General features: G+C 71.6%; 24 protein-coding genes. 5 read left to right on the top strand and 19 right to left on the bottom strand.

Annotated features, from left to right (window positions below; genetic code table 11):
- Positions 1–98: 98 nt before the first annotated feature.
- From ACIBSV_RS35495 to fdxA, 5 genes are all read right to left on the bottom strand, one after another.
- On the bottom strand, positions 99–1505 hold the full coding sequence (locus tag ACIBSV_RS35495; RefSeq protein ID WP_395870510.1) for an alkaline phosphatase PhoX: 1407 nt from the start codon (positions 1503–1505) through the stop codon (positions 99–101).
- Between the two features lie 98 nt (positions 1506–1603).
- Entirely contained in the window at positions 1604–2389 is a 786-nt protein-coding gene (locus tag ACIBSV_RS35490) for a TIGR00730 family Rossman fold protein (RefSeq protein ID WP_395870508.1), read from the bottom strand.
- 89 nt (positions 2390–2478) lie between these two features.
- Positions 2479–3540: a succinyl-diaminopimelate desuccinylase gene (dapE, locus tag ACIBSV_RS35485; RefSeq protein ID WP_395870506.1), complete on the bottom strand. Its 1062-nt coding sequence runs from the start codon at positions 3538–3540 to the stop codon at positions 2479–2481.
- 68 nt (positions 3541–3608) lie between these two features.
- On the bottom strand, positions 3609–4691 hold the full coding sequence (dapC, locus tag ACIBSV_RS35480; RefSeq protein WP_395870668.1) for a succinyldiaminopimelate transaminase: 1083 nt from the start codon (positions 4689–4691) through the stop codon (positions 3609–3611).
- 88 nt (positions 4692–4779) lie between these two features.
- Positions 4780–5106 carry a ferredoxin gene (gene fdxA, locus ACIBSV_RS35475; protein WP_020556628.1) on the bottom strand — a complete coding sequence of 109 codons (327 nt, stop codon included), beginning with the start codon at positions 5104–5106 and terminating at the stop codon, positions 4780–4782.
- Between the two features lie 204 nt (positions 5107–5310).
- On the opposite strand from fdxA, the gene ACIBSV_RS35470 reads away from it, so the two are divergent.
- Both ACIBSV_RS35470 and ACIBSV_RS35465 read left to right on the top strand, forming a co-directional pair.
- The gene (locus ACIBSV_RS35470; RefSeq protein WP_395870504.1) at positions 5311–6249 is read left to right on the top strand and encodes a GNAT family N-acetyltransferase; all 939 of its coding nucleotides are present in this window, start codon (positions 5311–5313) and stop codon (positions 6247–6249) included.
- Positions 6246–7085: a SirB1 family protein gene (locus tag ACIBSV_RS35465; RefSeq protein ID WP_395870502.1), complete on the top strand. Its 840-nt coding sequence runs from the start codon at positions 6246–6248 to the stop codon at positions 7083–7085. The genes ACIBSV_RS35470 and ACIBSV_RS35465 overlap by 4 nt, the downstream gene beginning before the upstream one ends.
- Before the next feature lie 28 nt (positions 7086–7113).
- Here ACIBSV_RS35465 and ACIBSV_RS35460 read toward each other — a convergent pair whose 3' ends face one another.
- On the bottom strand, positions 7114–8727 hold the full coding sequence (locus tag ACIBSV_RS35460) for a cellulose binding domain-containing protein (protein ID WP_395870500.1): 1614 nt from the start codon (positions 8725–8727) through the stop codon (positions 7114–7116).
- Positions 8728–8903: 176 nt separating this feature from the next.
- On the opposite strand from ACIBSV_RS35460, the gene ACIBSV_RS35455 reads away from it, so the two are divergent.
- Complete coding sequence (locus tag ACIBSV_RS35455; protein WP_395870498.1) at positions 8904–9656, top strand: class I SAM-dependent methyltransferase; 753 nt, start codon at positions 8904–8906, stop codon at positions 9654–9656.
- Positions 9657–9692: 36 nt separating this feature from the next.
- Here the strand turns inward: ACIBSV_RS35455 and ACIBSV_RS35450 are convergent, their stop codons facing one another.
- The 4 genes from ACIBSV_RS35450 to ACIBSV_RS35435 form a co-directional block, all read right to left on the bottom strand.
- On the bottom strand, positions 9693–10298 hold the full coding sequence (locus tag ACIBSV_RS35450; protein WP_395870495.1) for a response regulator: 606 nt from the start codon (positions 10296–10298) through the stop codon (positions 9693–9695).
- Between the two features lie 10 nt (positions 10299–10308).
- Positions 10309–11517: a sensor histidine kinase gene (locus ACIBSV_RS35445; RefSeq protein ID WP_395870492.1), complete on the bottom strand. Its 1209-nt coding sequence runs from the start codon at positions 11515–11517 to the stop codon at positions 10309–10311.
- 65 nt (positions 11518–11582) lie between these two features.
- A complete protein-coding gene (locus tag ACIBSV_RS35440; RefSeq protein ID WP_395870491.1) occupies positions 11583–12311 on the bottom strand; it encodes an ABC transporter permease in 729 nt (242 codons plus the stop codon).
- Positions 12308–13258, bottom strand: coding sequence for an ABC transporter ATP-binding protein (locus tag ACIBSV_RS35435; RefSeq protein ID WP_395870489.1), 951 nt, complete (start codon positions 13256–13258; stop codon positions 12308–12310). The genes ACIBSV_RS35440 and ACIBSV_RS35435 overlap by 4 nt, the downstream gene beginning before the upstream one ends.
- Before the next feature lie 92 nt (positions 13259–13350).
- Here ACIBSV_RS35435 and ACIBSV_RS35430 point away from each other — a divergent pair, with 92 nt between their 5' ends.
- On the top strand, positions 13351–14070 hold the full coding sequence (locus ACIBSV_RS35430; protein ID WP_395870487.1) for a hypothetical protein: 720 nt from the start codon (positions 13351–13353) through the stop codon (positions 14068–14070).
- A 216-nt stretch (positions 14071–14286) separates the two neighbouring features.
- Here the strand turns inward: ACIBSV_RS35430 and ACIBSV_RS35425 are convergent, their stop codons facing one another.
- From ACIBSV_RS35425 to ACIBSV_RS35405, 5 genes are all read right to left on the bottom strand, one after another.
- Positions 14287–17112 carry a VanW family protein gene (locus tag ACIBSV_RS35425; protein ID WP_395870485.1) on the bottom strand — a complete coding sequence of 942 codons (2826 nt, stop codon included), beginning with the start codon at positions 17110–17112 and terminating at the stop codon, positions 14287–14289.
- 355 nt (positions 17113–17467) lie between these two features.
- Positions 17468–17860: a DUF6113 family protein gene (locus tag ACIBSV_RS35420; RefSeq protein WP_395870483.1), complete on the bottom strand. Its 393-nt coding sequence runs from the start codon at positions 17858–17860 to the stop codon at positions 17468–17470.
- Positions 17861–17870: 10 nt separating this feature from the next.
- Positions 17871–18770 carry an N-acetyl-1-D-myo-inositol-2-amino-2-deoxy-alpha-D-glucopyranoside deacetylase gene (gene mshB / locus ACIBSV_RS35415; RefSeq protein WP_395870481.1) on the bottom strand — a complete coding sequence of 300 codons (900 nt, stop codon included), beginning with the start codon at positions 18768–18770 and terminating at the stop codon, positions 17871–17873.
- 59 nt (positions 18771–18829) lie between these two features.
- Positions 18830–19450, bottom strand: coding sequence for a class I SAM-dependent methyltransferase (locus tag ACIBSV_RS35410; protein WP_395870479.1), 621 nt, complete (start codon positions 19448–19450; stop codon positions 18830–18832).
- A 129-nt stretch (positions 19451–19579) separates the two neighbouring features.
- Positions 19580–19780 (bottom strand): DUF2304 domain-containing protein, encoded by a 201-nt coding sequence (locus tag ACIBSV_RS35405; protein WP_395870477.1) that lies wholly within the window; start codon positions 19778–19780, stop codon positions 19580–19582.
- Between the two features lie 208 nt (positions 19781–19988).
- On the opposite strand from ACIBSV_RS35405, the gene ACIBSV_RS35400 reads away from it, so the two are divergent.
- Complete coding sequence (locus tag ACIBSV_RS35400) at positions 19989–22130, top strand: prolyl oligopeptidase family serine peptidase (RefSeq protein WP_395870475.1); 2142 nt, start codon at positions 19989–19991, stop codon at positions 22128–22130.
- Between the two features lie 76 nt (positions 22131–22206).
- On the opposite strand, the gene ACIBSV_RS35395 is transcribed toward ACIBSV_RS35400, so the two are convergent.
- From ACIBSV_RS35395 to ACIBSV_RS35380, 4 genes are read right to left on the bottom strand one after another with little or no spacing between them, the layout of a single operon-like run.
- Entirely contained in the window at positions 22207–23289 is a 1083-nt protein-coding gene (locus ACIBSV_RS35395; RefSeq protein ID WP_395870473.1) for an ABC transporter ATP-binding protein, read from the bottom strand.
- Positions 23282–24325 carry an ABC transporter ATP-binding protein gene (locus tag ACIBSV_RS35390; protein WP_395870471.1) on the bottom strand — a complete coding sequence of 348 codons (1044 nt, stop codon included), beginning with the start codon at positions 24323–24325 and terminating at the stop codon, positions 23282–23284. Before ACIBSV_RS35390 ends, ACIBSV_RS35395 begins: the two co-directional genes overlap by 8 nt.
- Before the next feature lie 16 nt (positions 24326–24341).
- Positions 24342–25352 (bottom strand): ABC transporter permease, encoded by a 1011-nt coding sequence (locus ACIBSV_RS35385; protein WP_395870469.1) that lies wholly within the window; start codon positions 25350–25352, stop codon positions 24342–24344.
- Entirely contained in the window at positions 25345–26274 is a 930-nt protein-coding gene (locus ACIBSV_RS35380; RefSeq protein WP_395870467.1) for an ABC transporter permease, read from the bottom strand. The genes ACIBSV_RS35385 and ACIBSV_RS35380 overlap by 8 nt, the downstream gene beginning before the upstream one ends.
- Positions 26275–26278: the final 4 nt, after the last annotated feature.

Here is a 26278-nt window from a genome sequence, read left to right as displayed (position 1 = left end):
CGTACGGCGCCCGCGCCCACCGGGAAGGTGGGGGCGGGCGCCGACGTTGGGAGCGCCGATCGCGGCGTGCGGACCGCCGGGGCGGCGTCGCCGTCGAATCAGCAGCGCTTCCAGGGACCGGTGATCGCGTACATCGTGCCCGGGCTCTGCAGGTTCGCGAACAGCGTGCGGCCGTCCTCGGAGAAGGTCGGGCCGGTCAACTCGCTGCCGCCGGGGATGTCGTTGCGCGCGATCGGGTAGGTCTTGCCGTCCTCGGTCGCACCCAGCAGGTGCTGGACGCCCTCGCCGTCCTCGGCGATGATCACGCCGCCGTGCGGCGAGACGCTGATGTTGTCCGGACCGTCGTAGGGACCGTCCACGTCCGGCGTGGTGTTGACGCCGAAGCGCAGCTTCAGGGTCAGCCGGCCCCGACGCGGGTCGTAGAACCAGATCTGGCCGTCGTGCGGCGTGCCCGGGCTCTCCTTGCGGGCGAAGCTGGTGACGACGTACGCGCCACCGTCGCCCCACCAGATGCCCTCGATCTTGCGACCGCGGGTGATGTCGCTGTTCTGGAACTGCTTGCGGATGGACACCGTGCGCGCGTCGCGCTCGGGCACGGTCACCCAGTTGACCGCGTACGTGGTACCGATCTCGGTCGCGCGGGAGAGGTCGTCCACGTGCTTGCCGCTCGCGTCCACGCAGCGCATCGCCGCGAGGGTGCCCGCGTCGTCGGCCAGCTTGCGCAGCCGGCCGCGGCCGCCGTCCCAGTGGCGCGGGGGCTCCCAGCGGTAGAACAGCCCGTTCGGGTTGCCCGCGTCCTCGGTCAGGTACAGGTGACCGCGGCGCGGGTCGACCGCGACGGCCTCGTGCGCGAACCGGCCGAGCGCCTTGATCGGCTTCGGGTCGCGGTTGGCGCGGCGGTCGTAGGGGTCGACCTCGAACACGTAGCCGTGGTCCTTGGTCGCGCTGCCCTGACCGGCGAGCTGCTCGGTCTCCTCGCAGGTCAGCCAGGTGTCCCAGGGGGTCACCCCGCCCGCGCAGTTGGTCGCGGTGCCGGCCACGCCGACGTACTCGCGTATGCGCCTGCCGTAACGGTTCACCTCGACCACGGTGCAGCCGCCGGCGAGCCCCTCGTCGTAGGTCAGACCGGACAGGTGCGGAACCGGCAGCGGGGTGTCCTTGAGCGAACCGCCGAGCTCGTGGTTGTTGACCAGGACCGTGCCGCCGCCGCGCAGCTTGAACGCGCCGGTGCCGTCGTGGTTGCTCGGGGTGGCCTCGCCCGACTCCAGCTTGGTGACACCCGCCTCGGTGACGATCTGGTACGAGAAGCCCTTCGGAAGCGCCAGGCGCCCGGCGGGGTCGTTGATCAGCGCACCGTAGCCGGGCTGGGCCGGCGGCCGGCCGTGACCGCCGCGGGACGAGGCCGAGGCGTTGGGGGCGAGCAACATGCCGGTGCTGCCGATGAGGGCGACACCGGCACCGGTGGTGGCGGTGCGACCGAGGAAACCCCTACGGGACAGCGACATCTGGTTTCTCCAGTGACAGGCGGGAAAAATCGGGACGCCCCTACGCTTTCGCCCGTCGGTGTCCCCCAAGTGAACGCGACGGGGCGCCCGAATGCCCGTCAGGTGGCAATTGCTCCGCCACCGGCGCGGCGTTCGGCGGCGGCCTTGTCCGCGCGCGACTCGGCCTCGATCTTCGAGCACTCCAGATCCGCGTCCCGGATGATCCGCACCGCCTCGTCCACGTCGTCGGTGATCCGGATCAGGTCCAGGTCGGCCGGCGACGCCTTGCCCTGCGCGATCACCACGTCGCGCACCCAGTCGATCAGCCCGGTCCAGTAGTCGCGCCCGATCAGCACCACCGGGAAGTGCGTGACCTTGCCGGTCTGGACCAGGGTGAGCGCCTCGAACAACTCGTCCAGCGTGCCGATTCCGCCGGGCAGCACGATGAAGCCCTGCGCGTATTTGACGAACATCGTCTTGCGCGCGAAGAAGTACCGGAACGTGATGCCCCGGTCCACGTAGGGGTTGAGCCCGGACTCGAACGGGAGCTTGATGCCCACGCCCACGGATTGGCCGCCGGCGTCCCGGGCGCCCTTGTTCGCGGCCTCCATCGCGCCGGGGCCACCGCCGGTGATCACCGCGTAGCCGGCCTCGGCCAGTGCCCGGCCGACCCGCTCGCCGATCCGGTACTCGGCCGAGCCCGGCTTGGTCCGGGCCGAGCCGAACACGCTGACCGCCCGGCCGAGATCGGCGAGCATGCCGAAGCCGTCGACGAACTCGGTCTGGATCCGCAGCACGCGCCACGCCTCGGTACCGAGGTGACCCATGCCGGGATGCTGTTCCTCCACCTCACTGGGCGAGGCGAACTCGGGTGGCTCCTCCGACGGAGCGAATCGCGCATCCATCCGGCCACCCTGTCACGCCGGAGCGGCGGTTGATCGGATTTACCCGGTAACCGCCCCGCGCGGGCGGCGAAGGCGCCGCGCGCCGACCGCTACCCGAGCCAGCGCAGCAACCGGCTCTCGCTGTCGCCGATCAGCGCGATCTCCACGTGTTCGTCCCGCTTGTGCGCGAGGTTGGGGTCGCCGGGCCCGTAGTTGACCGCCGGGATGCCCAGCGCGGAGAAGCGTGCCACGTCGGTCCAGCCGAACTTGGCCCGCGGCGCGGTGCCGATCGCCGCCACGAACGCCGCCGCGGCCGGCCGGTCCAGTCCCGGAAGCGCTCCCTCCGCCGAGTCGGTGAGCACCACGTCGAAGCCGGCGAACACCTCGCGCACGTGCTCGAACGCCTCCTCGACGCTGCGATTGGGCGCGAACCGGAAGTTGACCGTGACCGTGCACGCGTCGGGGATGACGTTCCCCGCGACGCCGCCCTCGATCGCGACCGCGCTGAGCCCCTCGCGGTATTCGAGCCCGTCGATCACGACCCGGGCCGCCTCGTAGCCCTGCAACCGGGTCAGGATCGGCGCCGCGGCGTGGATCGCGTTGTCGCCCAGCCACGAGCGGGCCGAGTGCGCCCGGGTGCCCACCGTGGTGATCCGCACCCGCAACGTGCCCTGGCAGCCGCCCTCGACCGCGCCGCCGGTCGGCTCCATCAGCACCGCGAAGTCGGCCTCCAGCCACTTCGGATGGGTGTTCGCCAGCCGCAGCAGGCCGTTGCGGGCGGCGTCGACCTCCTCGCAGTCGTAGAACACGTAGGTGACGTCGCGATTGGGCTCGGGCAGGTGCGCGGCGAGCCGCAGTTGCACCGCGACGCCGCTCTTCATGTCCGAGGTGCCGCAGCCGTACATCAGCGGACCCTCGATCCGCGACGGCAGGTTGTCCGCGATCGGGACCGTGTCCAGGTGGCCCGCGATCAGGATCCGCTCGGCCCGACCGAGGTCGGTGCGCGCGACCACCGAGTCGCCGTCGCGGTACACGGTCAGATGTGGACAGGCGCGCAGCGCCTCCTCCACCGCGTCGGCGAGCACACGCTCGTCGCCGCTGACGGAGGGGATGTCGACGAGTTGCGCGGTAAGCGACGCCGCGTCCTGGGACAGATCAAGCCTCACGGTCATACCGGCAGCCTATCCCTGCCCCGGGACACGACAACTGACGATGTGTCAAGTGAATCGGGGTTCGTCGCTCAACCGTTCTTGAGCCGGTCCACGCCCGCCGCCACCCGCTCGTCGGTCGCGGTGAACGCGATCCGCACGTGCCGCTCGCCCAGCGAGCCGTAGAAGTCGCCGGGGGCGACCAGGATGCCGCGCTCGGCGAACCACGCCACGGTCTCCCAGCAGTCCTCGTCGCGCGTGGCCCACAGGTACAGGCTCGCCTGGGAGTGCTCGATCCGGAAGCCGGCCGACTCCAGCGCGCCGCGCAGTGCCGTCCGCCGGGCCGCGTAGCGGGCGCGTTGCGCCGCGACGTGCTCGTCGTCGGCGAACGCGACGGTCATCGCCGCCTGCACCGGGCCCGGCATGATGAGCCCGGAGTGCTTGCGCACCGCGAGCAGCTCGCGGACGACCGCGAGGTCGCCGGTGACGAAGCCCGCGCGGTAGCCGGCCAGGTTGCTGCGCTTGGACAGCGAGTGCACGGCGAGCAGCCCCTCGTGCGAGTCGCCGCACACGTCCGGGTGCAGCACCGACACCGCCTGGGCGTCCCAGCACAGCTCGATGTAGCACTCGTCGGAGACCACCAGGATCTCGTGCGCGCGGGCCCACTCGACGATGCGGCGCAGCTCGTCGGCCGAACGCACCGCGCCGTGCGGGTTGCCCGGCGAGTTGAGCCAGATCATCCGCACGCCCGCCGGGTCCGGCAGCGTGCCGTCCACGACCGCGAGCGGCGTGGCACCGGCCAGGCGCGCACCCACGTCATAGGTGGGGTAGGCCAGCGCCGGGTGCGCGACCGTGTCGCCCGGGCCGAGCCCGAGCTGGGCCGGCAGCGCCGCGACGAGTTCCTTGGTGCCGATCACCGGCAACACCGCGTCCGGGTTCGCGCCGGTGACACCGAGCCGGCGGCGCAGCCACGCCGCGATCGACTCGCGCAGTTCGGGCTTCCCGAACACGGTCGGATACCCGGGCGAGTCGGCGGCCGCGCGCAGCGCGGCGCGGATCGGCTCCGGGGTGGGGTCCACGGGCGTGCCCACCGAGAGGTCGACCACGCCGTCGGGGTGGGCGCGCGCCCGCCGGCCGAACGGTTCGAGGCGGTCCCAGGGGAAGACGGGGAGCAGGTCGGTGACACGACGCGCCTGCCGACCCCGCGCGGCGGCGGGGTCGGCGGGTGCTTCGGCACCGTTGTGCGAAGCGGTCACGTCGGCGCTACTCGCCGGTCGCCTGCGGCGGCAGCGCGGCGATCAGCGGGTGGTCCTTGGCGATCAGACCCATCTTCGACGCGCCACCCGGGGAACCGAGGTCGTCGAAGAACTCCACGTTCGCCTTGTAGTAGTCCTTCCACTGCTCCGGGGTGTCGTCCTCGTAGAAGATTGCCTCGACCGGGCAGACGGGCTCGCAGGCTCCACAGTCGACGCACTCGTCGGGGTGGATGTACAGCGCACGCTCACCCTCGTAGATGCAGTCGACGGGGCACTCCTCGATGCATGCCTTGTCCTTCAGGTCGACGCAGGGCTGCGCGATGACGTAGGTCACGTCGGGTTCCTCCTCATGCGGGCGGTACAGGGTGCGCGGGAGCGCGGCAACGTCGGTGCCCGCAACTAGTATCGCGGTGGGCCGGGGCCTACTCCTAGCAGGTGGCCCTTACCTGTGGGCCGGGAACATGTCAGCAGACGTGGGCGGACGAGGTCAGCCCGGATCGGGGAAGCCGGACAGGTGAAGAGGATCACACCACGGGATGTGGGCAGACGCGTGTCGGTGCGCCGCGAGCTGCCGCCGGAGGACTCCGGAGCGACCTACACAGACGTCGTGGGCGACCTCGTGGACTGGCGCGACGGTGTGCTGACAATCACCCGCAGGGACGGCAGTATCGCCCGGGTGGCCGAAGCGAGCATCGTGGCCGCCAAGGTGGTCCCGCCGCCGGTCCGACGCCTGACCCCGGCCCGGTTGCAGGACGTGGCCAGCCGGTCCTGGCCCGCGCCGGAGATCGCCACCTACGGCGAGTGGTTGTTGCGCGCGGCCGAGGGATTCACCCGGCGGGCGAACTCGGTGCTGGTCCTGGGCGAGCCGGGCGTGCCGTTCGCGGAGGCACTCGATCGAGTGAATGCCTGGTACGCCGAGCGCAGGCTGCCGACACTGTTCCAGGTCGCGCACGACGACCCGTTCGACCGCTTCCTGGACGCGGCCGACTGGCCCGCGGAGGGCGACGCGCTGATGCGCACGGGGCGACTGGTGCGCGCGGCGGACGTACTGCGCGACGTGGACGCGAGCGCGGTTCGGGTGGAGAGCACCCTCACCGACGCGTGGCTCTCGCTCTACCACCACGTCGCGGGCCCGGGCGGCGGCGCCGAGCGACACGTGCTGCAGGGACCGCCGGGCACCCTGTTCGCGACCGTTTCGGATCCGGCCTCCGCCGAGCCGATCGCGATCGGACGCGTGTGCGTGCTCGGTCGGTACGCGGGCTTCGCCGCCCTGGAGGTGGACCCGGCCCACCGCCGTCGGGGCCACGCCCGGGCGATCGTGCGGGCGCTGACCGACCGGGCGCTGGCGAGCGGCGCGGTCACCGGCTGGCTCCAGGTGGAATCGGACAACCGGCCCGCGCGCGAGCTCTACGACGCGCTCGGCTTCACCGACCACCACGGCTACCACTACCGCCGGTCGCCGGTCGAGCGCCCGTGAGCGCTCCCGGCAACGCCCGCGACCGGTTCGCCTCGGTGGTCCGGGCGGACGAGGTGAATCTGGCCGAGGCCGCGCTGCTGATGGGCGTCGAGGTCGACCCGGCCTTCGACCCCGCGGTGGGGATCGCCGAGCTGGATCGGCTCGCGGCCGCGGTGCGGGCCGAGGCGGGATCCGAGTACGACCCGCCGCGGGCCGCCGCGGCGCTGGCCTCGGTGCTCGGCGGGCGGGCCCGCTTCTTCGGGCAGCAGTCCGACTACGCCGACCTGCGCTCGTCGCTGCTGCACGAGGTGCTGCGCCGCCGGCGCGGACTGCCGATCCTGCTGTCGGTGGTGTGGATCGAGGTGGGCCGACGGGCCGGGCTGCCGGTGTACGGCGTCGCGTTGCCGGGACATTTCGTGGTCGGGATCGGGGATCCGGACGGCGCGTTCGAGCTGGCCGACCCGTTCCACGGCGGGGTGCCGCTGTCGGTGTCCCGAGCCCGGCGCCTGGCCGCGGAGGCGGGCGGCCAGGCGGGCGATCCGACGCTGCTGCAACCGGCCAGGCCGACCACGATCCTGCTCCGCGTCCTGAACAACATCCGGGCCTGGGCCGCCCAGCCCGAGCGCGGCATCGAGGGTGCCTGGACCCGGCTGTGGGCGGTCGAGCTGTCCCTGCTGCTGCCGCGTCATCCGGCGGCGCTGCGGCACGAGCGCGGCTCGCTGCTCGCGCGGACCGGCCAGTTCGCGGCCGGCGCCCGACAGCTGCAGGAGTACGCGGAGCTGGTCGAACGCATCGACCCGAAGGTCGCCGAGAGCGTGCTGGCCGAGGCCAAAGCCGCCCGAGCCCGACTGAACTGAGGCCTCGAAACCGGCGGCGTGGCGCGGCTCAGCCGCCGCCGAAGACACGCAGGAACGCGTCGGCGTCCTGGGCGATCCCGCTGCACGTGGGGTCGGCGCCGGTCGCGTCCGCGGCGTCCTCGGGGCACGGCTTGTCGCGGGCGGCGGACCACCACGCGACCCGTCCCAGATGCACGGACCGGGCGAACTCGGTGAAGGTGCGGGCGTCCTCCAGCGTGAACACCTCGCCGGCGACATCGTTGCGGCCGATCATCACCGTCACGGACACCCGCCGCCAGGCCTGCTCCTCGGACAGGTTCGGCCACACCTCGCGGATCTGCCCCTGCACGGCGTGCGCGGCGTCGCTCGCGAACCGGCCCATCCGGCCCTCCGGTCGAGGCGCCACCGCCGCGCCGTAATTGAGCGCCTTGGCGTTGACGTAGGAGACCTCGACCCGCTGCGCGGCGGCGTCCCGCAGCAGCGCCTTGGCCTCCTCGCCCAGGCCCTGGAGCGGGTCCACCGGCAGCGAGTACCCGACGTCCACGCTCTGTCCGTTCGCGCGGGCGCCCTCCTGGAGCAGGCGCAGTGCCGCGTTGCGCCGCTGCACCACGTCGGGGCGCACCAGCGAGCGGCCCTCGATGTCCAGGTCCATGCCGCTCGCCCCGGTCGCGGCCAGCACCTGCCGGTAGGCGGCGACCAGTTCCTCGGGCGTGCCGCAGGACGCGGCGAGGTCGGTGCCGCCGGCGCCGCCGAACGCGACCCGGATCGACCCGCCCGCGTCGCGCAGCGCGGCGATCCGGCCGGTGGTCGCCGGATCGTCGAGTCGGGTCACCCCGCCCCACATCGGCCGGCAGCCGCCGCCGTCCACGACGTAGGCCAGCGTGCGCTCGCGCACCGTGCCGGCCGCTCCCGCCTGAGTGGGGTCGAGCGGGCCCGGGAGCGTCATGTCCAGGTAGGGCGCGAGGTGTTCGACCGTGCCCGAGCGCGGGGTCGCGCCGCCGGCGGGTCCGCTCGCGGGTGGCGGTGTCGAGCCGGCCGGCGAGCCGCCGGCGCGTGCGGTGCCGGTCGCGGTGGGGGCGGCCGAGGCGGTGCGCCGGTCGGTGTCGAGCGGGCCGACCGGCGGAATCGACCCGGCCGGCGTCGACCGCTCGCCCGAGGCGGTCGGACCGGCCCCGGTGCACGGCTTGTCGTTGATCGTGCAGGCGATCGGCCCGTCGGGGCGGGCCGGTTCGCTCGCGGTCGGCACACCGGCGCCTTCCCGGCGGACCTCGAAGCCGACCACGATGCTCTCGCCCGGACGCAGTGCCTTGTTCCAATTCTCGTTGCGCACCGTGTACTTGCCGGTGGCCGGCTCCAGCCGACCGTTCCACACGTTGGCGATCCGGGTGCCCGCCGGCAGGTCGAAGCGCAGGGTCCAGCCCTTGACCGTGTCGGAGCCGGAGTTGCGCAGGACGTACTGCCCGCTGTAGCCGGTGGGCCACGAGCCGGTGCGGACGTAATCGGCGCTGAGCGCGTGGTCGGGGGTCGAGGAATCCCCGGACAGGGCCACGATCAACGCGGCGGGCAGTGCGGCGAGCGCGGCACTCGCCGCGAGCCAGCGGATCCGCTCCCGACGGGGACGACGGGAGCCCGGCTCGGGCCCGCTTGCCCGGTGCGACCCCATGCCCATTCCTCCGACATCCTCTCCGGCGGCACTCGGGCCGCCGGGCACGAGGACTCTACCGGCCTTCGGGCTCGCGTCCCATCGATCTTGTCCGCGTGATCCACGAGAAAGATCTTTCGTCTCACTCCATGAGATATGAGTATCGAATTCTGGATAGGAGTCATACATTGCAAGGCATGGATTGGGATGCCGCAACGTACGACAGCAACTTCGGCTTCGTCTCGGCACATGGACGCCCCATGATCGATCTGCTCGCGCCCCGGCCGGACGAGTCGATCCTGGATCTGGGCTGTGGCACCGGCGACCTCGCCGTCGAGATCGCCGGAACGGGTGCGCGGGTGCACGGGATCGACGCCGACGCGCGGATGATCCGGACCGCACGGGCCAAGCACGCCGGGTCCGGGGTGAGCTTCGACGTCGCCGACGGCCACACCTTCACGTCGGCCGAGCCGGTCGACAAGGTCTTCTCCAACGCGGCGCTGCACTGGATGACCCGGCCCGACGAGGTGCTCGCCCGCGTACACGCCGCGCTGCGCCCGGGCGGCGTCTTCGTCGCCGAGCAGGGCGGCGGCCGCAACGTCGCCGCGCTGATCCGGGGCCTGCGCACGGCCGCCGCCGAACAGGGCCTGGGCGAACCGGTGTTGCCGTGGTACTTCCCGAGCCCGGCCGAGCACGCCGGTCGGCTGGAGCGGGCCGGCTTCGAGGTGCGCCTGATGCAGTACTTCGACCGTCCCACGGCACTGGCCCCCGGCGACACCGCGGCCGACTGGTGGCGGATGTTCGGGCCGAGCACCCTCGCGCACTTCCCCGAAGCCGCGCACGAGACGCTGTTGGCCCGCGTGGACGAGTTGGTGCGCGACCGCCGGTCGCGCGAGGGCACGTGGTACGCGGACTACGTCCGGCTGCGCTTCGTCGCGGTCGCGACCTGACCCGCCCGGCGCGACCGGCGGCTCACGGTCGGCCGCTCACAACCAGCCGTTCTCGTGCGCGATGCGGACCGCGTCCGCCCGATTGCGGGCGTGCGTCTTGCCGATACACGAGGACAGGTGATTGCGCACGGTGCCCTCGGACAGGTGCAACCGCGACGCGATCTCGGACACCGTCGAGCCGTCCGCCGCCGCGCGCAACACGTCGCGTTCGCGCTCGGTGAGCGGATCGGCACCGACCGAGAGCGCGGTGGCCGCGAGCGTGGGGTCGATCACCCGCTCACCGCGCAGCACCCGCCGGATGGCGTCGGCCAATTGGGCCGCGGGCGCGTCCTTGACCAGGAACGCGTCCGCACCCAACTCCATCGCGCGACGCAGGTAGCCGGGCCGGCCGAACGTGGTCAACATGACGATCCGGCACCCGGGCAACGCCCGGCGCAGGTCGGCCGCGGCGGCCAGGCCGTCCTGACCGGGCATCTCGATGTCCAGCAGGGCCACGTCCACCGCGCTCGTCCGGACCGCCTCGACCACCTCGTCACCACGCGCGACCTGGGCGACGACGCGGATGTCCTCCTCCAGGCCCAGCAGCGCGGCGAGTGCCTCGCGCACCATGGCCTGGTCCTCGGCGAGCAGAACGTTGATCACCGGCCGAACGTTAGCGGTTCGCCCCGGGATCGATCTGCCCCTCCTCGTCCTTACCGGGAAGCACCGGGACCGAAGCGGTCAATCGGAACCCCTTGCCGCCCTCGGGGACACCCACACCGATGCTGCCGTCGGCCGCCGCGAACCGCTCGCGCAGCCCGGTCAGCCCGTTGCCCTCGCGACCCGCCGCACCCCGCCCGTCGTCGGTGACGTCCAGGCTCCACACCGGGCCCGTGCCCAGCGCCACCGTGCAGCGCCGTGCGCCGCTGTGCCGCATCGTGTTGGTCACCGCCTCGCGCAGCGCCCACGCGAGCACGGCCTCGGCCTCCGGGTCGGGGCACACCGGCCACTGCTCCGGGAGCTGGATCAGCTCGATGCCCACCGCCCGGGCGGCGATCCGGGCGCCCGCCAGCTCGACCGCGAAGGTCGGCCGCCGATATCCGCCGACCGCCTCGCGTACGTCCACCAGCGCCTGCCGGCTGACCCGCTCGATGTCCGCGACCTGTTCGGCCGCGCGCTCGACGTGCCCGGGCAGAAACCGGCCGGCCAGCTCGCTCTTGAGCGTGATCAGGGACAACGAGTGGCCCAGCACGTCGTGCAGGTCGCGCGCCATCCGCAGGCGTTCCTCGTTGGCCGAGAGCTGGGCCACGATCTCCCGGGCCTCGCGCAACTCGGCCAGCGTCTCCAGCAGTCGGCGCACGCCGATCATCAGGCCGCCGGTGAGCACCGTGACGAACGCGAGTACGAGCATGTCGTTGCCGGCCGCGTCCAGCAGCACACCGAGCACGAGCCCGCTCAGCACACAGCCCAGGATCGCCCACATCGACCGCGGGAACCGCAGCCCGGCGCCGACCGACACCGACACGTAGACCATCAGGCCCAACCACGCGTCGTCGAAGGTCAGGATCAGCGCGACCGCGGTCGCCCACAACACCAGGCAGGTCACCTGCTGGGCGCGATCGCTGTCCAGCGCCTTGCGCAGCGCGCCCTCCACCCGCCCGAACAGCCCGAACCAGCCGACCCCGCCGAACACCAGCGACACGTAGCAGACCACCACCACCAGCAGGCCGAACGCGCCCACCGCGAGCCGTACCGGCCCGTAGTCCCCGGTCGCCAGGTCGTGCACGACCGGGGTAAGGAAGAACAACCACAGCAGCGACCACGACATCCGGATCGCCCGCCCTCGCGCGCTGTCCTGCCGCGTCGGGTCCGACCAGTCCATGTCGTGCGCCCTCCGTACGAAGGATCCCGTCGTGCACGAGACCCCGTCCTGCGAGTGGTCCCGGATCAGGCCGCGACCTTCTGCTCGTCGCGACGGTAGCGCCACGCCGCCAGCGCGGTGAACGCGACCAGATAGCCGGCCAGCACCAGGACGTCCGACACCCGGGGGTGGTGTCCACCCAGCACCTCCCAGCCGAGTTGGCCCAATCGGTAGGTCGGCATCACGTGTCCGACGTCCTGCAGGAAGCGCGGGAACCCGGTCAGCGGGACCCACATCCCGCCGAGCACCGCCATGCCCAGATAGACCAGCATGAACATCGGCTGCGCCGAGTCGGGTGCGACCAGATAGCCCAACCCGATCCCCAGCACCGCGAACACGAACGAGCCGAACCACAGGGCGAGCACGATCACGCCCCACTGCCACGGGTCCAGCCGCACGCCGCGCAGGAAGCCGGTGAACAGCACCAGCACGATCGCGGGCAGGCCGACCACCGAGGCGGACACGAGTTTGGAGATCACGTATTGGCGCCCGGTCAGCGTGGTCAGCCGCAACTGCCGGGTCCACCCGCTCTGCCGTTCCGCCGCGATCCGCTGCACGCCCGCGCTGAGCGTCGCGCCGACCGCGCCGAACGAGGCCATCGACACCATGATGTAGGCGGAGACGTCGGTGCCGTCGACGTCACCGGATTGGCTGCCGAAGATCAGGTACATCGCGACCGGGTAGGCGAGCGTGAAGATCAGGTACCGGCGGTTGCGCAACATCCGCAGGATCTCCAGCCTCATCAGGGTCTTCATGACGCGATCTCCGTGCCTTCCGCCTCGTCCGCCTGTTGGGTGATCGCCAGGAACGCCTGCTCCAGGCCGAGTCCGGCCACTTCGAGTCCGCGCGGCCGAAGGCCCGCCGCGTAGATCGCGGCGACCGTCTCGTCCGCGTCGGCGCTGCGGATGCGCACCGTGCCGGCGCCCAGTTCGAGGTGCTCGACGCCGGGCAGCGCGCGCAGCGTGGGCTCGTACCGCTCGACCGGGGCGTCCAGGTCGAAGGCGATCCGGCGCAGTCCCGCGCGGGCCTTGATCTGCGCGGCGCTCGCGTCGGCGAGCAACCTGCCCCGGTGCAGCACGAGCACCCGGTCGGCGACGTTGTCCGCCTCTTCCAGGTAGTGCGTCGCGAACAGCACGGTGCGGCCCAGCTCGGCCTGCTCGCGCATGCTCACCCAGAACCGCTGCCGGCTGTCCACGTCCATCCCGGTGGTCGGCTCGTCCAGCACGATCAGGTCCACCTCGCCCGCGATGGCGACCGCGAACCGCACTCGCTGGGCCTGCCCGCCGGAGAGCTTGCCGACGTCCTTGCCGACCAGGTCCTCGATGCCCGCGCGGCGCAGCACCTCCGCCTGCGGCAAGGGGCGCGGATGCAGGTCTCGGGCCAGCTCGACCATCTCGCCGACGGTCACGTCCGGCATCAGGCCGCCGGTCTGGAGCATCGCGCCGACCCGGCCGCGACGGATCGCCTCGCGCGGGTCGGCGCCGAACAGCGCGACGGTGCCCTCGGTGGGCCTGCTCAGGCCCAGCAGCAGGTCGAGCGTGGTCGACTTGCCCGCCCCATTGGGCCCCAGCAGCGCGACCGTCTCGCCCTGGCGCAGCTCCAGGTCGAGCCCGGCCACCGCGTGCAGGTCACCGAAGCGCTTGCGCACGCCGCTCAGCGCGACGGCCGGCGCGGTCGTCTGTTCCCCAGCCCTGATCTTCATGGCTTCAGCCTGGCCGAAGGCGTGGACACGACGAAGTGGGAAACCTCCTGATCGCGCCATGACAGATGTCATGGGCGCCTACGGTGGGCGGCATGGTGCGACTGACCGATTCCCAGACCGGCAAGTCCGAGACCGTGACCACCTCGATCGGCCGACGGGTGCGCGTGGCGTATCCGAGCCGCTCGCTGCGCGCGGCGATCCTCGCCGACACCTTCCGTCGGGTCGCGGGCCGACACCGGCTGACCGTGACGATCCATCAACTGCCGTACCGCGCCCGAATCGCGGACGCGGCCGGCTACGGGCGGTACAACATGCCGGTGCCCACCACCGGGCAACCGGACGGCGCGATCGACCTGTACATCGGGGAGAACGGCGATCAGGGCCCGCGGGCCCGGGTGCACGTGCTGCATCCGTCGGCGGTGGTCGAGGCGGCGAATCGGCACCCCGTCCCGCACCCCGGGGACCCGCTCGCGCTGCGCCTGCTCCTGCTCACGCTGGCCGCGGACCAGCCCCTGCGGGCGGACGCGAAGGGCTATCACGGCGTGGTCGAGGCCGAGCGCACACTCGCCGAGTTGCGGGCCCGGACGGCGGAGTTCGCCGAGTCCCCGTCCCAGGCGATGCCGGCCGAGGCGATCGGGTCGATCCACGCCGCGCTCGACGACGACCTGGACACCCGCACCGCGCTACGGCTCCTGATCGAGCTGTCCCGCGACCAGGGGTTCGCGCCGGGCGCCCGGTTCGAGGCACTGGCACACGTGGACCGCTTCCTGGCCCTGGACCTGTCCCGAGACGTGGGTCGCCCCAGGGACTGAACGGGCCCGGGACCAAGGCCCCCAAGGCCCGGGTCCAAGGCCGGGGACCGAGCCCGCGCGGGGTCTGATCCACCTCGGGAGCGACCCCACCCGGCGACGAGACCGCCCCGGAGGACACGACGCCGGACGAGCTCGTCGAGCCCGTCCGGCGTGTGCCGCGCGTGTCCGGTCCCCGGTGCCGGCGATGATCCGCCGGTCGGTCGGTCCGTCGGTACGTCAGTCGTCGGAGGCGCGCACCGGCAATCCGCCCGCCGGCGGCGCGTCCGCGGTGCGGCCCTGCCCCTCGCCCTCACCGCCGCCGGTGCGATCACAGGTGATCTTGTCCGCCGGGTCGTACTTGGTGTGGAACTTCTCCCGCGCCGTCTCCTTGCCGCCCTGGAAGAACACCCGGGTCACGTCGATCTTGAACCCGTCGGACGCTGCCTGCTCCACGCAGCCGGCCGACTTGTCGACCACCGACTTGGGCTTGACCACGTCGTACTTGTTGCCGGGTTCGGCCTTGATGTCGTCGTACTTGCGCGTCCCGAGCAGCGTCACGGTCACCGTGGAGTCGGTGTATGTGGACTCCAGATAGACGTTCTTGCCGGAGTCGTTCTGGAACTTCAGGTCGAGCGAGGGCCAGGCCACGGTGGCCTCGCGGCCGGCCGGGTAGCGATCGATCCAGAAGCTGTGCGGGCGGTGCATGACGTCCTTGAGCCCGGCGAAGAACACCGCGTTGAAGGTCGTCGTGGCCACCTGCGAGACGCCGCCGCCGAAGTCGGTCTGGAAGCGCCCGTTGTTGATGATCGTGCCCTTGGCGAAGCCGTTCTCCGCGGTGCGCTCGCCGACCGTCTTGTTCAGGCTCCAGGTTTCGCCGGGCTTGATCACCGAGCCGGTGATCAGGTCGGCGGCCCGGTGGATGTTGGTCAACCGATACGCGGCGTACGGGTAGTTCGTCGTGTAGGTCGACATCACCTCGGTGATGCCGAGCTTGTTGGCGGCCTCGGTGGTCAGCTCGGGCTCGACCGGACCGAGGTTGACCTTCGCGGTCCGCGCCGCGCCGGTCTTGGCCAGCACCGACAGCAGCGCGTCGGCCGCGGTCGCGCCGGAGACGCCCTTGCCCGCCACCGACGGCACCACGGACACCTTGGCCCCGGCCGCCAACTTGCCCTCGACCTTGAACGTGGCGTTCTTCGGCTTCTCGCCGACCGAGGAGAAGGTCTGCCCCAGTTCGTCCTGCAACCCGTTCACGTCGATCTTGGGCTGTAGCCTGCCGCTGCCGTCCGGGACCATCGTGAGGTACTTGGCGAGCACGATGGGGGTCAGCTTCTGGCTCTTGTTGCCGGCCGTCAGGGTGACCGGTCCGGACATCGCGGGCACCGCGAACTCGCGCATCGCACGGTCGACTTCGGCCTGGTTGACCTTCGGGTCGGCGGCCTTGGTGGGCAGTTCGACCGGACCGTTGCCGTGCAGGAAGGCCGCCTCGACCAGCTTGATCGCGGCGGGGGTGTCCAGCACCTTGCCCTTGCTCGGGGCCACCGCCGCGGCCTGGCCGCCCGCGAACGAGATCCCGCCGTCCGTCTGCGCGCCACCGGCCTCGGCGGCGAGCGCTTCCAGTTCGGCGCCCAGCTTGACCGGGTCCACCACCGTACGCGGCGCCGTCTCCCGGGTCTTGCCGAACATCGCGGGCACCGAGGTGAGCGGGTTCATCCCGCCCTTCGACGCCTCGCTGACCGTCGCGCGGGCGTCCAGGAGCAGTCCGGCCACCGCCGGGGCGAGCTCCAGCTGCTTGCCGGCCAGGGTGAGCTTTATCGGCTTGGTGGTGCGGTCGCCGAGCTTTTGTTCGAGCGTACGGACCGCCTCGTCCCGGGACTGGCCGCCGATGTTGACGCCGAGCACGGAGGTGCCGCGCGGCACCCCGCCGCCGGCGTAGGCCAGCGACGCGCCGTACACCCCGCCGAGGACGGCGAGACCGGCCGCGCACGCGATCAGCGCCTTCGGCTTGCGCCGCGCGGGTCGCGCCGGCGCCGGCCGGGCTTCCTCACGGTTCTCCCCGGTGTCGGCGGGGTGTCCCGCGCCGGGCTCCGTCGCGTGCGCGTCGGTGCTGCCGTACTGCGGGAACCCGTGGTCGGCGGCGTCCTGTTCCTGCCGGGTCTGGTACTCGTACGGTCCCTCGCCCTCGCCGTCCCGGGTCCACCGCGGCGCCTCCTGTGAGGGCAGCGGGGCCTGGCCGCGCAGCACCACCGGCGGGATCGGCCGCGACCCGGGGATCTTGATGCTGACCCGGGTGGTCATGGTCTGGTCGCCCGACTCGGCGTCCGATTCGGCGTCCGCCTCCTCGGTCGGCGCGACCGGGACCGGCGCGGCCTCGGGCGTGCCGAAGCCGGCGATCAGTCGGCGGCGGCCCACCCGCGGGGGCAGCGCACCGCTCTCGGCCGCCGCGACCGGCTGGTTCGGCTGGACGACCGGTTCGGTCCCGGGCGGCGGGCCGTAGCCGGCGTCGTCCAGGCCGGCACCGGGCGTGCCCGGGCCGGGCTCGCCCGCGTGGGCGGTCGGCATGCCGGATCCCGGTTGCCCCGGCGGTCGGGGTGGGGCCGGCGGCTGTCCGGGCTGCGCCGGTACGAACGGCGGCGGCCCGTCCGAGAACGGCACGGGACCGGGCGCACCCGTCCCGTCGGCCGTCAGGCTCCTGGCTCCCGAGGCGCCGGGAACGCGCTGGGGCAGCCCGTTGGGTCCCAACTGCGGGGCCGCGTGCCGAGGCGGCTCCGCGACGGGTGGCACATCGTCGTCCGCGCTGGGCCACGACGAGCCACCGGGCGGCCCCGCGACGGGCGCGGGCCGGGGCGGTTCGTCGTCGAACCACGACGCGAACTCGTCGTCGTCCCCGAACGGATCGGGGGATGGGTGGGGCGACGCGGGCGCGACGGATCGCTCACGGGCAGCGGGCGCTGCCTGCGACTGCCGGCCGACCCGTCCGAAGAACGGATGCGGATCACCGCCGAGGTCGTCGCGGCGCGGCTGCGCGCCCGGGTCGTCGGGCGTGGGGGGCTGGTCGTTACTCACGAAGAACGAGCTCTCCGACAGCTGAAGGTTGCGTGGCGGCGCACGGCCGCCCCCGCCCGGGGTCGGACGGTATCCAGGAAAGTGCGACGACGGTGCGTTGACACACGCCGCGTGCGGGTCGTGACACCGCCTTCGAGGGTTTTCCTGCTCCCCTTCGAAGGCGAGTGGACGAACTCGGCCACCGAGGTTGCCCGGTACGACGGGCTAGAGGAGTCGGTCGCGACGGCCCTGTGGACAGGGCATGACACGCACCGCACCTCGGCAAACACAATACTGCGCTCCCGCCACACCGGTACCCCGCACCGTCGCGTGCCGCATGACACGCGCCGTCGGCAAGCATGGCCGCGCAAGGGCCTCACCTCGTATGCGTCTTGACCGATTCACCCGAAAGAAGGACGGGTTTGATGCCGCCCCAGGGGTAAGTGGCCGAGGCGACACCAAAGATGGTGCCACCGAGCAGGTAGATATAGGACAGGAACCCGCTGACGAAGATCCAGTCGCCTTCCGGCTTGGTCCAGCTCGCCAGCCACAACACGGTCAACATCCAGCCCGCCACCGGCACCACCGCCCCGGCCTTCGCCTTGAACAGCGAACCGCCCGCGACGAACAGGGCGCCGCTGCCCGCGAGCGCGACGATCAGCCCGGCGGGCGGGTAGGCCGCCTGGGTGAACGCCCCGATGAAGGCGATCACCACGCCGAGCAGGAACAGCACGACGTATGCCGCGACGCGGCCGGCTTTCTGTGGCACGAGGGCTACCTTACGGGCGCAGTCCGGCGAACAGGTCGTCCTCGCGGCCGTCCGGGCCGGTGGGCCCGAGGTCGCCGCGGACCAGTCGGTAGTGCTCGACCGACATGATGCTCTGGCCGATGTTGTTGGACAGCGCGAAGAAGCCGTCCTCGACCGAGACCTGGGTGGGGTAGGCCCGCAGCGCGTCGAACTTGGCGCCCACGTACTCGCCCGCGTCCACCGCCGTGGTGACCTGGTCGTCGTCCACCGCGAACGGCAGTTCGTCGACCTCGACGGCCGTGAAGGGCACCTCCTGGCCGGCCTCCACCATGCGCTCGATGCCGGCCTTGAGAACCGACCGGGGCATCACGTTGTAGTAGATCTTGGCGATCGTCCAGGACTCGCCCTCGCCCTCGGCGTGGGTCGGGTCGGCGGCCAACTCGGCGGCGCGCAGGGCCACCCGGTGCGCCTGGATGTGGTCCGGGTGGCCGTAGCCGCCGCGCTCGTCGTAGGTGGCGAGCACCTGCGGGCGCACCTCGCGGATCACCGGCACCAGGTGCTCGGCGGCCTCGTCGACGTCGGCCTGCCAGAAGCAGTCGGGCCGCTCGTTGCTCGGCACGCCCATCATCCCGGAGTCGCGGTAGCGCCCCGGGCCGCCCAGGAAGCGCTGGTCGGCGATGCCGAGCACCTTCATCGAGTCGGCGATCTCGGTCATCCGATGCGGCCCGAGCGCGTCCTCGCGGTCGGCGGCCAAGTGGGCCAGCTCGGGGACCAGGATCTCGCCCTCCTCGCCGAGCGTGCAGGTGACGAGCGTGACGTGCACGCCCTCCGCGGCGTAGCGCGCCATGGAAGCGCCGTTGTTGATCACTTCGTCGTCCGGATGGGCGTGCACGAGCAACAGCCGCAGCGGGGCCTCGGTGCGTTCGGTCATGTTCGACAGCCTACGCAGCCGAACCGACGTGCCCGGGGGGCGACCCCCGCGGTCACGGGTCAGCCGGTCGGCATCGCGTGCACGGCGACCAGATAGTCGCCGCCCTCGATCCACGGCTCGCGCGCCCACCCGGCGTACCGGGTGCGCCGGACCAACCCGGCAGCCGCGCACGCGGCCTCGTACTCGTCGACGCCGAGCGTCGCCCCGACCCCGTCGGGGCCGCCCGCGAGGCTGAAGCCGGCGACCAGCACGCCGCCCGGCCGCAACATCGTGGCCAGCGCGCGCACGACCTCGGCCTCGGTGCCCGGGGCCAGGAAGATCATCACGTTGCCCGCGGCCACCACCAGGTCGAAGCTCCCGCGACCGCCGAGCGCCCGCGGCTCCAGGTCGGCGAGGTCGTCGAGCACCCAGGTCAGCCCGGGAGCGGCGGCCTCCGCCTCGGCCAGCATCGAGGCGTCCAGGTCGACGCCGACCACCTCGTGGCCCTGCCGGGCCAACTCGATCGCGATGCGACCCGTCCCGCAGCCCGCGTCCAGCACGCGCGCGGGCTCGTCCAGCAGCTCGTCGCAGAACCGCGCCTCACCGTGCAGGTCCCGCCCTTCCGCAGCGAGCCTGCGAAACCGCTCGGCGTACTCGGGCCCTCGGGTGCCACCGGTATTGGCCAGCCATCGATTGGTCATGGCAGACGAGCCTACAAAGCCCGCCGAACCCGTCATCGCAACGTGCCGACCCCGGGAGCGGCCCCGGGGCCCACGCCCACGAGGCTCGATCAGGAAGCGGGCCCGTCGAAGATCGATCCCGCGACTCGGTCAGAAGTGGATCCCGTTCACCACTCCCGCGAAGCTCATGCCCGCGTCGCGGATGGAGGGGGCCATGGACGTGCTCGACAAATAGAAGCCGAGCAACGCGCAGACGATCGCGTGGACGGGCCTGAGGGAGGACTTCCGGACGAGGAAGACCACGGTGACACCGAGCAGCAGCACGGCGGAGACGGACACCACCACAGTCACGCACCTCCTGTGCGCAGGGGGTCCGGGGCCGACTCGGGGAAACCGGCCTTCGCACCCAAAGGGACATGTCTACACACAGACTGTAAGCCCAACGGTCACGAACCGCGTTCACTCGTTCAGCGGGCGCGAGGTGGTGTTCGTACAACCGTCCGCACTCTCCCTCGGTCTCCCCTCCTCCCGCCGTCACCGCCCCCGTACGCTGTGGCGCATGAGCTCGGAGATCACATTTCCCCGGCAATACGCCCGCACGCAGCGCTTCACCCAAGGCGCTCCACGCGGCTTCGGCATCGCCGACCGCCGGATCACATTCCTGCGGTCCAAGGCCGCCGACGACTCCACCACGTGCCTGTGGACGCTGGATCCGCTCACCGGCGTCGAGCGCCTGGTGGCCGATCCCGCGGTCCTGCTCGGTGGCGCGGCCGAGCACCTGTCGGCCGAGGAGCGGGCCCGGCGCGAACGCAGTCGCGAGGGGGCGGCCGGCATCGTCGGCTACGCGCTCGACAGCGTGGGCGACCTGGCCGCTTTCACCCTTTCGGGCCGGCTGTTCGCGGTCTCCCTCGCCACCGGCGAGGCCCCGCGCGAGCTTGCCGTGCCGGGCCCGGTGATCGATCCGCGGCCCTCCCCCACCGGCACGCACATCGCCTACGTGGCCGGCGGCGCGCTGCGCGTGGTGACCGCCGACGGCTCGCTCGACGTCGCGCTGGCCGAACCGGACGGCGACGGCGTCACGTGGGGTCTGGCCGAGTTCATCGCCGCCGAGGAGATGTCCAGGTTCCGGGGCTATTGGTGGGCCCCCGACGGCTCCGCGCTGATCGCCGCACGCGCCGACGACGCGCCGGTGGACCGCTGGTGGATCGGCGACCCCGCGAACCCGGCCGCCGCGCCGACCCGGGTCGCCTATCCGGCGGCCGGCACCGCCAACGCCGAGGTCACCGCGTGGCTGATCGGTCTGGACGGCAACCGCACCGAACTGGGCTGGGATCACGACGCGTACCCCTACCTCGCGAGCGTGCACTGGTCGGCCGGCGGCGACCCGCTGCTGAGTGTGCAGCCGCGCGACCAGAAGCGCCTGCTCACCCTCGCCGTGGACGTCGCCACGGGGACCACCCGCGAACTGCACACCGAGACCGACGACGTGTGGGTCGACCTGATCCCCGGCGTACCGGCGTGGACGCCGGACGGTCGGCTGGTCCGGCTGGTCGACGCCGACGGCGCGCGTCGCCTGGTGGTCGCGGACAAGGAGTCGACCGACCGGCGCCTGTTCGTCCGCACGATCCTGGACATCGCCGACGAGGACGTGCTGATCACCGCGTCGGCCGGCACCGACGCGAGCGCCGCCGAGATCGGCGAGGTGCACGTGTACCGCGTCGCCTCGGACGGGGTCACCCGGGTGAGCACCGAGCCCGGCTGGCACAGCGCGGTGCGCTCCGGCGACACCACGGTGTTGTTGTCCGCCTCGCTCGACCGCTTCGGCACCCGGGTCACCGTGCACCGGGACGGCGCCGAACTCGCCGAGATCACCTCGCACGCGGCCACCCCGGTGCTCACCGCACGAGTCGAGCTGCTCCGCGCCGGGGCCCGCGAGATCCCGTGCGCGCTGCTCCTGCCGACCGGGTTCGACCCCGCCTCAGGCGAGCGGCTGCCGGTCCTGATGGACCCGTACGGCGGCCCGCACGGCCCGCGCGTGCTCGCCGCCCGCAACCCGCACCTGACCTCGCAGTGGTTCGCCGACCAGGGCTTCGCGGTGCTCGTCGCGGACGGCCGGGGCACCCCCGGGCACTCCCCCGAGTGGGAGAAGTCGGTCCACCTCGACCTCGGCCCGATCACCCTCCAGGACCAGGTGGACGCGCTTCAAGCGCTCGCCGCCGAGCGGCCCTGGCTGGACACCACGCGGGTGGGCATCCGGGGCTGGTCCTACGGCGGCTACCTGGCGGCGCTGGCCGTCCTGCGCCGCCCGGACGTCTTCCACGCGGCGGTCGCCGGCGCGCCGGTCACCGACTGGGCGCTGTACGACACGCACTACACCGAGCGCTATCTCGGCCTGCCGAGCGAACGGCCCGAGGTGTACCGCGAGAACTCGCTCGTCTCGGGGACCGAGCCGGGCGAAGTGGCGGCGACCCGCCGCCCGCTGATGCTGGTGCACGGCCTCGCCGACGACAACGTGGTCGCGGCGCACACCCTGCGGCTGAGCGGCGCGCTCCTCGCGGCGGGCTACCCGCACGAGGTGCTGCCGCTGTCCGGAGTCACCCACATGACACCGCAGGAGCAGGTCGCCGAGAACCTCCTGCTCCTCCAGGTCGACTTCCTGCACCGCGCCCTGGCGCGGCCGGCGACCGACGGCGCCGGCTGACCCGAAGCCGCCCGGAAACACGACAGTGCCCGCCGTTCCGATCGGAACGGCGGGCACTGTCGGGTCGGTGCGCGGTTCAGGACGCGCCGACGATGTCCTTCTCCTCGGCGAAGTGACACGCGCTGTCGTGCGCGCCCAGACCGGAGAGGCCCTTGCGGATCTCCAGCAACGGCTCCTGCTCGGCGCAGATGTCCTGCGCCTTCCAGCAGCGGGTGCGGAACCGGCAGCCCGACGGCGGGTTCGCCGGCGAGGGCACGTCACCGGTGAGGATGATCCGCTCGCGGTGCTCACGGCCGTCCGGGTCCGGCACCGGCACCGCGGACAGCAGCGCCTGGGTGTACGGGTGCGTCGGGTGGTCGTAGATCTGCGCGTCGGTGCCGATCTCGGCGATTCGCCCGAGGTACATCACCGCGACGCGGTCCGAGATGTGCCGCACCACGGAGAGGTCGTGCGCGATGAACAGGTAGGACAGACCCAGTTCGTTCTGCAGCTTCTCCAGCAGGTTGACCACCTGCGCCTGCACCGACACGTCCAGCGCGGAGACCGGCTCGTCCGCGATGATGATCTCCGGGTTGAGCGCGAGGCCGCGGGCGATCCCGATGCGCTGGCGCTGACCGCCGGAGAACTGGTGCGGATACCGGTTGATGTGCTCCGGGTTCAGACCCACCAGGTCCAGCAGTTCCTGGACCCGCCGCTTGCGGTCGCCCCTGGGCGCGACCTCCGGGTGGATGTCGTACGGCTCGCCGACGATGTCGGCGACCGTCATCCGCGGGTTCAGCGAGGTGTACGGGTCCTGGAAGACCATCTGGATGTTGCGGCGCACCGCCTTGAGCGCGCGACCGGACAGCTTCGCCAGGTCGTCGCCCTTGTACAGGACGCTGCCGGCGGTGATCGTCTCCAGGTTCATCAGGAGTCGGGCCACCGTCGACTTGCCACAACCCGACTCGCCGACCAGACCGAGGGTCTCGCCCTTCATCAGGTCGAAGGTGACACCGTCGACGGCCTTGACGGCGCCGATCTTCTTCTGGAAGAGGATGCCCTGGGTGATCGGGAAGTGCTTGACCAGCCCTCGCACCTGAAGGATCGGCTCGCCCTGCGCCACCGGCTTGACGAGCTTGCGCAGATCGGCGGCGGTCGCGCCGCTCGCGGACTCAGCCACGGACTTCTCCCTCCATCACGGTCTCCCAGAAGTGGCAAGCGCTGCCACGCCCGACCGAGATCTCGTGCAGCGGCGGAACCTCGCTGCGACACACGTCCTGCGCGTACGGGCAGCGCGGGTTGAACGCGCAGCCGGACGGGATCCGCATCAGGTTCGGCGGCAGGCCCTTGATCGCGTACAGCTCGCGGCCCTTGTGGTCCAGGCGCGGGATCGACTCGAGCAGACCCTTGGTGTACGGGTGGGTCGGCTGCCGGTACAACTCGCGCACCGGCGCCTGCTCGACGATCCGGCCCGCGTACATGACCGCGATCTTGTCCGCGACGTCGGCGACCACGCCGAGGTCGTGGGTGATCAGGATCAGGCCCATGTTGCGCTCGCGCTGGAGTTCCGCGAGCAGGTCCATCACCTGCGCCTGCACGGTCACGTCCAGCGCCGTGGTCGGCTCGTCCGCGATGATCAGCTCGGGGTCCAGCGCGAGCGCCATCGCGATCATGATGCGCTGGCGCATACCGCCGGAGAACTGGTGCGGGTAGTCGTTCACCCGGTCCTTGGCAGCCGGAATGCGCACCTGGTCCATCAACTCGATGGACTTGAGCTTGGCGTCCTTCTTGGACATCCCGCGGTGCACGGTGAACATCTCGGCGAGCTGGAAGCCGACCGAGTACACCGGGTTGAGCGCGGAGAGCGCGTCCTGGAAGATCATCGAGATCTTCTGGCCGCGGATCTTCCGGCGCTCCTCCTTGGACATCTTGAGCATGTCCTTGCCGTGGAAGCGGATCTCACCACCGGTGATATGCCCCGGCGGCATGTCCAGGATGCCCATGATCGTCTGCGCGGTCACCGACTTGCCGGAGCCGGACTCGCCGAGCACCGCGAGCGTCTCGCCGGCGCTGACGTCGTACGAGACACCGTTGATCGCCTTGGCCACGCCGTCGCGAGTGCGGAACTCGACGTGGAGGTTGTCCACTTCGAGCAGCGGCGCGGCGGCGGCCGAGCCCGAGCCCTCGGGCTTGTTCTTCGTGTCGATCGTCGTCACTTGTCTGTCCCCTCCCTCAGCGGAGCTTCGGGTCGAGGGCGTCGCGCACCGCGTCGCCGAGCAGGATGAAGCTGAACACCGTGACCGAGAGGAAGATCGACGGGAAGATCAGCTGGTACGGCGAGTCGCGCAGCGCGGTGGTCGCGGAGCTGATGTCCGCGCCCCACGAGATCTCGGTGGGCGGCAGCCCGATGCCCAGGAAGGACAGCGTCGCCTCGGTGGCGATGAAGGTGCCGAGCGAGATGGTCGCGACCACGATCACCGGGGCGATCGCGTTCGGCAGCACGTGCCGGCCCAGGATCCGCGGGGTGCCGGCGCCGAGCGCCCTGGCGGCGACCACGTAGTCGGACTTCTTCACGGTGATCACCGAACCGCGCATGATGCGCGCGATCTGCATCCAACCGAAGACGCCGAGCGCGGTCACCACGGTCCACACGGTGCGGTCCTTGACCGAGCTCATGAACACGAGCGCGGCCAGCAGCAGCGGAATGCCGAAGAAGATGTCGGTGATGCGAGCCAGGATGGTGTCCAGCCAGCCGCCGAAGTAGCCGGACAGCGCACCGACGAGACCGCCGATGACCACGATCAGCGCGGTCGTGGCCACGCCGACGATGATCGAGGCGCGGGCGCCGTAGACGGTACGCGCGTACACGTCGCAGCCCTGGACGTTGGTGCCGAACCAGTGGTCGCCGGACGGGTCCTTGTTGGTGTCCAGGATCGGGCAGTGCCGCGGGTCGATGTTCGTGAACACACCCGGGAAGCAGGCCATGAACACCAGGAAGAGCAGCAGCACGCCCGACACGTAGAAGCTCGGGCTGTTGCGCAGCTCGCGCCACGCCTCGGCCCAGGCCCCGCGCGGCTTGTCCTGCGGTCCCTGCACGTCGGGCGCCGCGTAGGCGCCGCGCTTCTCCAGGGTCGTGCCCTCTTCGTCCGCGAGCAGCATTCCGGGCAGCTCGATGGCGGACTGGGGCTGCTCGTCGCTGCTGGTCCCCAGTTGTTCGCGCTGCTGCTTGTTCATGTCAGGCATACCGGATCCTCGGGTCCAGGACGGCGTACAGCAGGTCGACGATCAGGTTCATGACCAGGTAGATCATCACCAGCGCCGCCACCGCGCCGACCACTGTCGCGCTCTCGTGCTTGGTGACCGCGAGATAGATCAGGCGGCCGACACCGTCGACGTTGAAGATGCCCTCGGTCACGATCGCGCCGGCCATCAGGGCACCGAGATCCGCACCGAGGAACGTCACCACGGGAATGAGCGAGTTGCGCAGGAGGTGGCGGGTGACCACCCGCCGACGCGGAAGACCCTTGGCGGTCGCGGTCCGGACGTAGTCGGCGCGCATGTTCTCCGCGACGCTGGTCCGGGTGAGTCGGGCGACGAAGGCCAAGGAAAGTGAGCCGAGCACGATGCCCGGCAACAGGAGCTGACTCCAGGTTGCGTCGCCCACGGTGGCGGTGGCCTCGAAAATGCCCCACTCCGAACCCAGCCAGAACTGGGCGACGGTACCGAGCACGAAGACCGGGATCGAGATGACCACCAGCGTGCCGGCGAGAACGAGCGTGTCGACGAACTTGCCGCGGCGCAGGCCGGACAGCAGGCCCAGGCCGACACCGACGACGACCTCGATCGCGAACGCGATCATCGCGAGCCGGATCGACACCGGGAAGGCTCGCTTGAGCTCGTCGGCGACGGGACGGCCGTTGAAGCTCGTCCCGAAATCACCCTGGAGCAGGTCGGTGATGTAGTACCAGTACTGCACGATCAGCGGGTCGTTCAGGTGGAACTCTTCCCGCATCTGGCGCACGAAGACAGGGTCGGCACCCTTGTCGCCGAACATGGCTGCGATGGGATCGCCACCGAGCTGGTACACCATGAAATAAATCAAGAACGTGGTCCCGATGAACACCGGGATCATCTGGAGCAGTCGCCGTACGACATATCGCCCCATGCCA

Origin of the sequence: Embleya sp. NPDC050154, from assembly GCF_044460165.1 — a bacterium.
Taxonomy (GTDB): domain Bacteria; phylum Actinomycetota; class Actinomycetes; order Streptomycetales; family Streptomycetaceae; genus Embleya.
Note: the sequence above shows the minus strand (reverse complement) of the source record. Positions and strands in the feature narration are given on the sequence as shown.